This is a genomic window from Bacillus sp. ISL-46, assembly GCF_018613205.1.
The window spans coordinates 1-10,097 of sequence record NZ_JAGGQR010000056.1; the positions used below are offsets into that span (position 1 = coordinate 1).

General features: G+C 36.3%; 9 protein-coding genes and 1 pseudogene. 8 read left to right on the forward strand and 2 right to left on the reverse strand.

The window, feature by feature from the left end:
- Positions 1-449 precede the first annotated feature (449 nt).
- The 5 genes from J7E67_RS24745 (at position 450) to J7E67_RS24765 (ending at position 6,367) form a co-directional block, all read left to right on the forward strand.
- Complete coding sequence (locus tag J7E67_RS24745; RefSeq protein ID WP_214733014.1) at positions 450-1,685, forward strand: MFS transporter; 1,236 nt, start codon at positions 450-452, stop codon at positions 1,683-1,685.
- Between the two features lie 588 nt (positions 1,686-2,273).
- Positions 2,274-3,044 carry an SDR family NAD(P)-dependent oxidoreductase gene (locus J7E67_RS24750; RefSeq protein ID WP_214733010.1) on the forward strand — a complete coding sequence of 257 codons (771 nt, stop codon included), beginning with the start codon at positions 2,274-2,276 and terminating at the stop codon, positions 3,042-3,044.
- 276 nt (positions 3,045-3,320) lie between these two features.
- Positions 3,321-3,992, forward strand: a complete 672-nt coding sequence (locus J7E67_RS24755; protein ID WP_214718444.1) for an ArsR/SmtB family transcription factor — start codon at positions 3,321-3,323, stop codon at positions 3,990-3,992.
- A gap of 199 nt (positions 3,993-4,191) precedes the next feature.
- Complete coding sequence (locus J7E67_RS24760; protein ID WP_214733011.1) at positions 4,192-5,304, forward strand: flavin monoamine oxidase family protein; 1,113 nt, start codon at positions 4,192-4,194, stop codon at positions 5,302-5,304.
- A gap of 76 nt (positions 5,305-5,380) precedes the next feature.
- Complete coding sequence (locus J7E67_RS24765) at positions 5,381-6,367, forward strand: zinc-binding dehydrogenase (RefSeq protein WP_214718479.1); 987 nt, start codon at positions 5,381-5,383, stop codon at positions 6,365-6,367.
- 262 nt (positions 6,368-6,629) lie between these two features.
- Here the strand turns inward: J7E67_RS24765 and J7E67_RS24770 are convergent, their stop codons facing one another.
- Together J7E67_RS24770 and J7E67_RS24775 are read right to left on the reverse strand one after the other, a co-directional pair.
- Positions 6,630-6,839, reverse strand: a complete 210-nt coding sequence (locus J7E67_RS24770) for a hypothetical protein (protein ID WP_214718446.1) — start codon at positions 6,837-6,839, stop codon at positions 6,630-6,632.
- Positions 6,840-6,981: 142 nt separating this feature from the next.
- A complete protein-coding gene (locus J7E67_RS24775; protein ID WP_214718448.1) occupies positions 6,982-7,164 on the reverse strand; it encodes a hypothetical protein in 183 nt (60 codons plus the stop codon).
- A 371-nt stretch (positions 7,165-7,535) separates the two neighbouring features.
- Between J7E67_RS24775 and J7E67_RS24780 the strand changes: the two genes are divergently transcribed.
- The 3 genes and pseudogenes from J7E67_RS24780 to J7E67_RS24790 all read left to right on the forward strand — a co-directional run.
- On the forward strand, positions 7,536-8,585 hold the full coding sequence (locus tag J7E67_RS24780) for a DUF3231 family protein (RefSeq protein ID WP_214733012.1): 1,050 nt from the start codon (positions 7,536-7,538) through the stop codon (positions 8,583-8,585).
- Between the two features lie 75 nt (positions 8,586-8,660).
- Complete coding sequence (locus J7E67_RS24785; RefSeq protein ID WP_214733013.1) at positions 8,661-9,110, forward strand: hypothetical protein; 450 nt, start codon at positions 8,661-8,663, stop codon at positions 9,108-9,110.
- Between the two features lie 362 nt (positions 9,111-9,472).
- Positions 9,473-9,921, forward strand: a pseudogene (locus tag J7E67_RS24790) (isochorismatase family protein); the annotation flags it as partial.
- Positions 9,922-10,097 lie beyond the last annotated feature (176 nt).

The following is a 10,097-nucleotide window of genomic DNA, read 5'->3' on the forward strand; positions in this document are numbered from 1 at the left end:
TAAATAAGTGTTTCTTCTTATCTAGCGAAAACTGTCTACTTTAGTTTAGCAGTCACAAATGGTGGCTATTTGTTTTTACTCAATGAAAATAACAAACGTTAGATGGGTTTAAGTAGACGATAAAAAAACCGCCAAAATAGTGACGGTTATCAGGATTTCAAGAAATTTGGATTATATATAGGAGAATGGTTAGCTTCCATCCAAGGCGGGATAGGAAGTCTTTCCACTTTCAAGAAAGGTGGGGTGTAGTAACCCATGCTCTTAAAAAGAAGTTTATCCATATTAGTGGATACTTATGTATAAAGTTTATTGAGAAATTCTTAAAGGGTATCGTTAAAAAACTGACATAAAAGGCTCATCTTCTTCTTCAACTAAAGGGTGCTTTAGTGAACCAAACTAAATGAAAGTTAAAGCTTGAAGACGTAGATCATTATCTAGTACAAACCTACATTAATTCTTCAGAAAAACAAAAATCGTTATACAAGCGAACATTATTCATTGTAAGTATTTCACAAATTTTGGGTGGCGCAGGGTTAGCTGCGGGAGTGACTGTGGGTGCACTTCTTGCACAGCAAATGCTCGGTACAGATGCTTTTGCTGGACTTCCTTCGGCTTTACTTACTTTTGGGTCGGCAGGTGCTGCTTTTTTAGTTGGGAGACTTTCTCAACGTTATGGACGGCGTACAGGTCAGACAGCTGGTTTTATGCTCGGTGGACTTGGAGCAATAGGTGTCATACTTGCAGCAATATTAAATAGTGTTTTCCTTTTATTTACTTCCTTGCTTGTTTATGGTGCAGGGTCAGCAACAAATTTACAAGCTCGTTATGCGGGTACGGACTTAGCAAATAAAAAACAACGTGCAACTGCTATTAGTATTGCTATGGTTTTTACGACATTTGGTGCAGTTGCAGGACCAAATTTAGTAAATGTGATGGGTGATTTTGCCCTTTCGATTGGTGTTCCATCGCTTGCTGGTCCTTTCATTTTAGGAGCAGCAGCCTATATCTTAGCAGGTACTGTCCTTTTCATCATGCTTCGCCCAGATCCATTAGTTATAGCAAGAACAATACAAGCAATCAACCAAGAGTCTAGTAATAAAGGGCAATTGGCAACAACTGAACATACAGAAAACAAAAGAGGAATCATCGTTGGAGCAACCATAATGGTCCTTACTCAAATGGTAATGGTAGCTATTATGACAATGACACCAGTTCATATGATGCATCATGGACATGGCTTGGGTGCAGTCGGTCTTGTTATTGGGTTTCATATAGGTGCCATGTATCTCCCTTCACTTGTTACAGGTGCCCTTGTTGATAAGTTGGGGCGTACTGTAATGGCTATTGCTTCTGGAATTACGTTACTTCTGGCAGGTTTAATAGCAGCATTTGCACCAGGAGATTCTATGGTTCTTATGGTAATTGCTCTTTCTTTACTTGGATTAGGATGGAATATTGGTTTGATAAGTGGGACAGCACTTATTATCGATTCAACTAATACCTCCACACGGGCTAAAACTCAAGGTACCGTGGATGTTTTAATTGCGTTGTCAGGGGCTACAGGTGGAGCCATGTCGGGATTGATTGTGGCAGGTTCAAGTTATCTAACATTATCAATTACCGGAGGGATTTTATCTTTATTACTAATTCCAGTGGTGATATGGTCTCGTGGAGTTAGAAAATAGGGCAGATTGTTTAGGAAAATCGGGATTTTTTGTAGAGTATTTTTAAAACTAAGTGGATACTTGAGTAGCAAAGAGTCGATACTTCGGCTCTTTTTTCTTGTTCCTCTAAAGAGCAGTAATGTGGAATTAGAAAAACCGTCATTATTTAATGATTAGTAGACAATTACTGCGTAGTAAAGATTTTCATTTTTGTAGCACATTTTCTGGTTATGCAACCCACCTTCGTTATTGAGTCGGGGGTAGAGTTAGTATTGGATAATATTTAATATTAGGTAAATTAATTTAATTGACGAGTTGGAATTCTGATGTTATTATTCAATTATTCAATTGAATAGTTAATTACTAATCGCATAAATTTTTTCAATGTGAACAGTAGTTCTGTCAAATCACGAGTTGGAAATAAATTTTCAAAATTAAATCTTACTGTTAGTAGCTAGTTAATATAGTTATCTATTGTAAATGAATTAGTAAAAGGTAACTAAAAACAGTCAATAATATGTTTTTAGGTGAAAATGAACTTGGAAATAATTTCCAATTAGTGATTAATCTAACCACTGAACTAAATAATAAAAATGGAGATGAATGATAATGAGATTTGAAAACAAAACTGTAATCGTAACTGGTGGAGGTACTGGGATTGGGAAAGCCACTGCAAAAAAGTTTTTTGAAGAAGGAGCAAACGTGGTTATTAATGGACGTAGAGAAAATGTGTTAAAGGAATCGGCTTTAGAAATTGACCCAACTGGTAAAAAAGTTTTATATGTAGCTGGTGACATCAGTAAAAAGGAAACTTCGCAGAATTTGGTTAAAAAAGCTGTAGAAGTGTTTGGTGGTGTAGATGTATTAGTTAATAATACAGGGAAATTTAATCCAACACCATTCCTTGATCATACAGAGGATGATGTACAATCTTATTTAGATACAATCGTTAAAGGAACATTCTATCCTTCTCAAGCAGTTATCCCAGAAATGAAAAAACGTGGAGGAGGAGCAATTGTAAATACTGGTTCAATGTGGGCAATTCAAGCAGTGGAAGCAACTCCTTCATCTGCATACTCTGCTGCAATGGCAGGAAGACATGCTTTAACAAGAAATTTAGCCGTAGAATTCGCTGGCGATAACATTCGAGTAAATGCAGTAGCACCTGCAGTTGTTGAAACACCAATTTACAATACTTTTATGTCAGAAGAACAAGTAGCGGAAGTGTTACCAACCTTTAATGCGTTTCATCCTATTGGACGCAATAGTACTCCAGCAGATGTAGCAAATGCAATTTTATTCCTTGCGGATGATTCATCATCATGGATTACAGGCATTATAATGCCACTTGATGGTGGAGTTACAGCTCGATTAAGATAAAAATAAAAAAGGAGCAATCATAAAAATGATTGTTCCTTTTTCTATCATCAAAAAAGTGAAAGAAATTACATTAATCTTTTCTAAGAAAGAAAATAAGTTGAATTAATACTAATAAAAGAAAAGGTTTTTTCTTTGTTTTACCGCGGAATCATTTATTTTTAACATTTCTTACTCTTGCAAATGAGTATGAGCATATGGAATGATTATTTTGTTATTTTTACTTCAACAAGAGTATCATTAACAATGTTATCAATTGAAAAATAAAGGATGATTAGTATGGAAGAGCTCATTTCTTCTGCAAAAGATTATAAAGATGAATTGTATAAACAACTATCAAGAATCGGAAAATGTTTATCGAGTGACAAACGACTAGAGATATTAAATTTGCTAGCTCAGGGTCCAAAAACTGTCGAAAAGTTGACGCAAGATACAGGTATGAATGTGGCAAATGTTTCTCGTCATCTTCAGGTTCTGAATGATTCAAGATTAGTTAAATTTACTAAAAAGGGAACGTATGCTGTTTATTCATTAGCTGATCCATCAGTTGTGGAGTTTTTATTTTCCTTATGGCATATTGCTGAAAATCAACTTTCAGATATCACTCGGATTAAAGAAGATTTCTTAGGTGGTTTTGAAGGTTTAAATACACTTACGATGGATCAAGTGTACGAAAAGTTAAATAGAGGAGATGTTGTCCTCCTAGACTTGCGTCCAACAGAGGAATATAACGCTGGACATATAGAAGGCGCGGTCTCTATTCCAATGGAAAACTTGGATTCATATCTTCAAGAATTACCGAGAGATAAAGAAGTTGTAGCTTATTGTAGAGGGCAGTTCTGTGCTTTTTCAGCTATTGCCGCGCAAAAAATGAAAGAGCAAGGGTTTATGGCTTACCGTATGGCAGAAAGTATTCATGAATGGCAGAAGTATCTGGAACAAAAATATTAAAATATATTTCATGTCTATAATTTATGAACTTTCATATGCTTTCAATTTGTATGATTTAAAGTAAGAACTTCCTTTAGTAGAGCTTAAGGCAGTTTCTGAAGGCTTACAATCGGTAATAACCTTGGAGCTCTATTTAAACAATACTGTGCGGTATAAAAGCTTATTAAGAAGAGGAAAAACTACACAAGGAGGAAGGAAAATGAACAAGCCTGTAGTTATTGTTGGTGCTGGTTTAAGTGGTCTTCGTGCCGCATCTTTGCTTACTGAACAAGGCATCAAATGTAGGGTTCTAGAGGCTAGAGATAGAATCGGAGGTAGAGTGTTAAGCGCTCCAAGTCCAACCAGACCTGACTTGGGTAAATTTGACCTCGGTCCGACATGGTTCTGGTCACAGCACGAAAGGACTATTGCTAATCTTGTCAAGGAACTGAATTTAGGAACTTTTGACCAGTACACCAAAGGAGCAATGCTTTCAGAACGATACCAAAACGAACCACCAGAACGTTATGTACTACCGGAAAATTCTGATGCAAGGTCGGTGCGATTCATAGGAGGTGTGCAATCCCTTATTGATGCTGTAGCAAATAATCTTCCGCGGGGCACAGTCGAGCTAAAAACGCGAGTAACAGCAATTCGACTAGATAATACCGGTGCTATCACACTTGAAGCAGAACTTGCTAATGGAAAGAGGGAAATAGTTTCTGCAAGTGCTGTTATCCTAACATTGCCGCCTCGAATTGTGGCACGTCATATTGAATTTTATCCTTCTCTTCCTACAGAACTTATAACTGACCTTATAAACAAACCGACGTGGATGGCAGGGCAGGCTAAGGCAGTTGCCATCTATGAACGTCCTTTTTGGAGAGAATCAGGTCTCTCTGGCTTCGCATCGAGCTGGGTTGGACCTCTACAAGAAATCCATGATGCTTCTCCTGATACAGGCTCTGGTGCATTATTTGGTTTCTTCGGAATGCCAGCGAAAATGCGCCAAGAACTGGGTGAAGATAAAATTCTGGAATTGGTTATCGACCAATTGGTTAGGCTCTTTGGACCCTCTGCCAAAAATGATGTTAGTTCTATACTTTACAAAGATTGGTCCACAGATTTAGAAACGGCTGTTGAGGAAGACTTCAATCCTCTAAGGGACTTTCCTATATATGGCAAACCTCCACAAAGAGGAATATGGGAAAAGAAAATTATTTTTGCTGGTACAGAGACTAACTCGCAATTTGGGGGACACCTTGAAGGCGCACTTCAGTCAGCTGAACAGGCAGTTTTTGAAATCATTAATTTAAATAACAAGCCTTTATGACATGATATTTTCAATGAGTATCGTATGTGAAAGCTAACAGAATTTTTAAATTCTGAACTATAGGGGGTAGTTTATGTTGAGAATGATGAAAGCTATACAAATTCCTTCTAAGGGAGAAAAGATGCAATTAGTAAAGACCCCTGTGCCCCAACCGAGAGAAGGACAAGCGCTGATCCGTGTAGAGGCTTGCGGAGTATGTAATGGAGACTCCATGGCTATTAAAGGGGCATCTCCGGAGTATCCCCGCATTCCTGGTCATGAAGTGATTGGCATAGTTGAAGAAATTGGCACAGGTTCGACGAAGTGGAAAATCGGTGAACGTGTCGGCATTGGGTGGCATGGAGGGAACAACCAAGTAACCGGTCTGACAATGGACGGTGGTTACGCTGAATACATGGTTGCTTATGAGGATAGTTTGTCAAGCATTCCAAATGAATTATCTGCATTGGAAGCAGCACCACTTATGTGTGCTGGTGAAACAACGTTTAGTGCATTAAGAAACAGCAAAGCTCGACCTGGGGATCTTGTTGCCATTCAGGGCATTGGTGGACTTGGACATTTAGCCGTTCAGTACGCAAAAAAAGCTGGATTTCGCACTGTTGCGATTTCACGGGGTAGCGATAAAGAAGATTTGGTACGTCAACTTGGAGCACACCACTACATTGATTCAGAAAAAGAAGAACCAGCTCAAGCATTACAGGCACTAGGCGGAGCAAAAGTAATCCTCGCTACTGCTCCAAACGCCAAAGCTATTTCTTCTCTGATCAATGGGCTTGGTTCAGACAGTGAACTAATTATCGTAGCAGGTTCTGGTGAGCAGTTGGAATTGTCAGCAATGGACTTTTTAAAAGGACCCAATACGGTTAGGGGTTCGTTTACTGGACAAGCAGAAGAAATCCAACAAACCATTAACTTCAGTGTACTCACGGATGTACGACCATTAATTGAAACCTTTCCTTTAGAACGTGCAAGCGAAGCATACGATAAAATGATGGCAGCATCCACGCGATTCCGTGCTGTTTTAAGTATTTCTACTACAAATTTCTCCACTACTAGATTGTGAAATATTGTACTTAAAGTAACGGGTGCGATACTTCAAGTAGAAGGTCGCCTTTTTTCATTTTCCACAAGAAGATTGTGATATGTTGTACTTAAACTATAGGGGCAGGTTAATTTAAGAAAATAGATTCCCAAGGGATTTATTGGCTCTGTGGGTTATGAAGGTTGACAATTTCTAAATCTCATAAAAATTCTATGCCCATCTTGGCTTACTGTATAACTTGAAGAACCCTATGGTGCTTCATCCCAATAAAAAAAGCATCCGATTATTCGGATGCATACTTAATTATTCCTTGTAAATAAACTGAGTATTCTCTCTGTACATATTCTCTTAATTTAATTCTTTTTTCTGTTTCTAATACTCTAACCAATTCTTGAATCTTTTTTTCATTTTCTTTTGTAGTAGGAATCTCTAATGAAAACAAATTACCTCGACTACTATTTAGTAATTTTTTTAATAACTCAACTTTATTCATTGGATAATCCCCTTTATCTACTATATTCGACAAAAAGGCGACTTTTTCCTTGGAACATCTTATATTGTTTCAAGTTTTACCTACTTTCCACTAAAAATCTGATTACAGGTACTATGACAGGAATGGGGTAGCTCTTTTTTTATTAGCTTTTTTTATAACTACCTTCTACCAATCTAATCATATCACGCCCTGATATCATTTCTGTTTCATGATAACCTTCTTCATCACGTAAACTCAAGTACCAGCTGCTATCCTTATCTTCATTTAACCTATATAACTTATTGGTAAAAACATTTGTATAAAAATCTCCATTTCTTAGCCTCATACTATCCCCCTCACTAATGTATATAAACTGTATTATGCCCAAGATACTGACCTGGAGCCACTAGACATATACAGTAAAAAAATGGATATACAGGGAAAAGGAGTGAAAATCAGGCGGTAGGGACAGAGCATGGATAGTTGTGTAAAGTAAGAAGTGCTGGCAACGAAACTTTTCCTTATTCAGCTAACGGGTGCTTTACTTTAACAGGGTAAGGCCTTTTTCTTATTCAAGTAACAGGCAGAATAGTTGAAGTAAAAGGACAGTTTCGGCAGTCCTTTTTTGATTACCGTTATAAGTTAAAGGTCCGATTTGTTGGAATTAAATTATTTTCCAATGGTAATCCTAAGCGAAAATGCGGGAGGAGATTAGTTATGACCACGGATAAAGAATTAAATCCAATGAATGTGATGAAACCACAAAATTTAAGTATACATACATCAGGTGAAACCCAACCTTTAATGACTTTTGAATTGGGTAAGCTTTGGGCTACCTATATGGGAAACAGTATGTCAATTCAAATCTTAGGTTATTTTCATCAACATTGCGATGATGAAGATATTAGGTTGCTATTGGAAAATGGTTTAGCCTTATCAAAGGATTTCACGCAGTGGATAGAAGGATTTTTAAAAAAAGAAAATTTCCCTATACCTAAAGGATCTACTAAAGATGATGTAAATCTTGGTGCCCCCCGTTTATACGAAGATGAATTTTACGCTCATTATTTAAAATATGCTGCTAAGGCAGGTATGAGCCTTTACGCAGTAGCAGTTCCATTGATAATGCGGGAGGATATAAGAGAGTTCTTTATTTATTGTAATCAATGTACTACAGTCCTTTTAGGGCAAATTAATAATGTTTTAATGGAAAAAAAACTCATTGCAAAACCTCCGATCATTCAAACTCCAAAAGGAATTGATAAAATTGATAAACAAAGTTACATAAATGGTTTTCTTAAAGATGTCCGACCATTACAGGCATTAGAAATCATTCATCTTTGGGATAACATTGAGAATAACACAACAAGTAAGGCATTATTATTGGGGTTCTATCAGATAGTTAAGGATGAAAAGATAAAGGCTTTGTTTAAAAGAGGTTTGAACATGACTGAAAAAGCTGTAAAGCAGTATAAGGAAAAACTTCATATTGAACAAATTCAATCACCTTCGTACCTGGATCATTTGGTTACAACATCTACATATCCTCCTTTTTCCGATAAAATAATGCTGTTTCATAAAGTGGACATGTTCGCAATGAAGATAAGGGCGTTCGGAAATTCACTGGCGGTAACTGCAAGAAGAGATATAGATATGTTATATATAAGAACACTTGTAAACATTGGCTTATTTGTTGACGACGGCATAAATATCTTAATTGATAAAGGTTGGTTTGAATCACCACCAAAAGCGTATGACAGGGGTTAAGATACATTGGAACAGCTTGAACAACTTATTTGAAAGCTAGTCGAAAAAAAGAATTCAGAAAAGGAATAGAACAATTTGGCGAACAGTAAAGAAGCGTTGTTATGGAGTATTGCACTCCCAGGATTCGGACAATTTCTAAATGGTAAACCTATAAAAGGTATTGTGTTTGTGTTTTTAGAATTTCTAATTAATGTTCAAGGTAATTTTAACACTATAATTATTTCAAGTTTTCAGGGGGACATAAAAAAAGCGATTGAACAAGCTGAATATCAATGGTTAATGTTTTACCCATGTTTATATTTTTTTGCAATGTGGGATGCGTTTAAAGATGCAGGTGGTGGAAAAGAAAAGTATTCTTATCTTCCGTTTGTTTTTTCAGCTTATTTTGTAACAGTTGGTTGTATCTATTCATCAAATTTAACGATTTTTGGGGTATTAGTTGGACCTGTTTGGCTTCCAATATTATTTGTGATACCTGGATTAGTTGTCGGGTTAATTTTAAAAAAATTGGTTAGGAACGAATGATTTCTAAATCACCAGGGGGGCGGTCGCCCACCTTATTTGCTTCTAAAAAGTGGTTAACTGGGTGCATTAGTGGTTAGTAAGATGTTTAAGGATAAATTTAGCTGAAAATAAGTTCCGTTCTTCAACAAATAATTGGGAAAAAATAATTTTGTGAATAATTACACTTAAAGTAACGGGTGCTTGAGTTTAACAAAGAGTCGTAGCTGCGGCTATTTTTCTTGTTCCAATAACGGGGCAGGTTTGTTAAAGAACAAATGTATTGTAATTAAAATACATTGCTTAAACTGATTTTTTACGTATTAAACTCAAGTCACCACGGGCAAAATATTACTTCATTTTTGTAATAGGCACTTTAAATAGTAGAAGAAAACATTAGTAAGATACTAGCATTCTGGCGGGATAAAGGATGGAGAGTAATACATATTCAACATATGTCCGATAACCCACATTCTGTATTTTATCCAAAAAACGAAGGATTTGTTATAAAAGAAATGGTTAAACCCCTTGAAGATGAATTAGTTATAACAAAAAAGTAAATAGTAGTTTTATTGGTACAAACTTAGAAGAGTTTCTTAAATTAAATAATATAGCAAATGTAGTAATAACAGGCTTGACTACGCCTCATTGTGTATCTACGACTACAAGAATGAGTGGGAATTTAGGTTTTAATACATACCTTATTTCAGATGCAACAGCAGCATTTGGAATGAAAGACCAAAATGGAAACTATTATGGTGCCTCCCTAGCTACTTTAAATAACGAGTTCGCTACTATACTTACAACAAAAGAATTAATAAATCAAATAAGATAAAGTTTTTGGAACTAATGAGAGCTATACTTAAAAATCTTTGAGCTACTTAGGTGGCTCTTTTTTCTTTTTGAACTCCCTCAGTTTAATACGATTTTCTCACGAATACTCGCTTATTCGCAGGATTTCATAACCCTTAATATGGATTTAACGATTAAATGAAATGAGTTCAGATCATT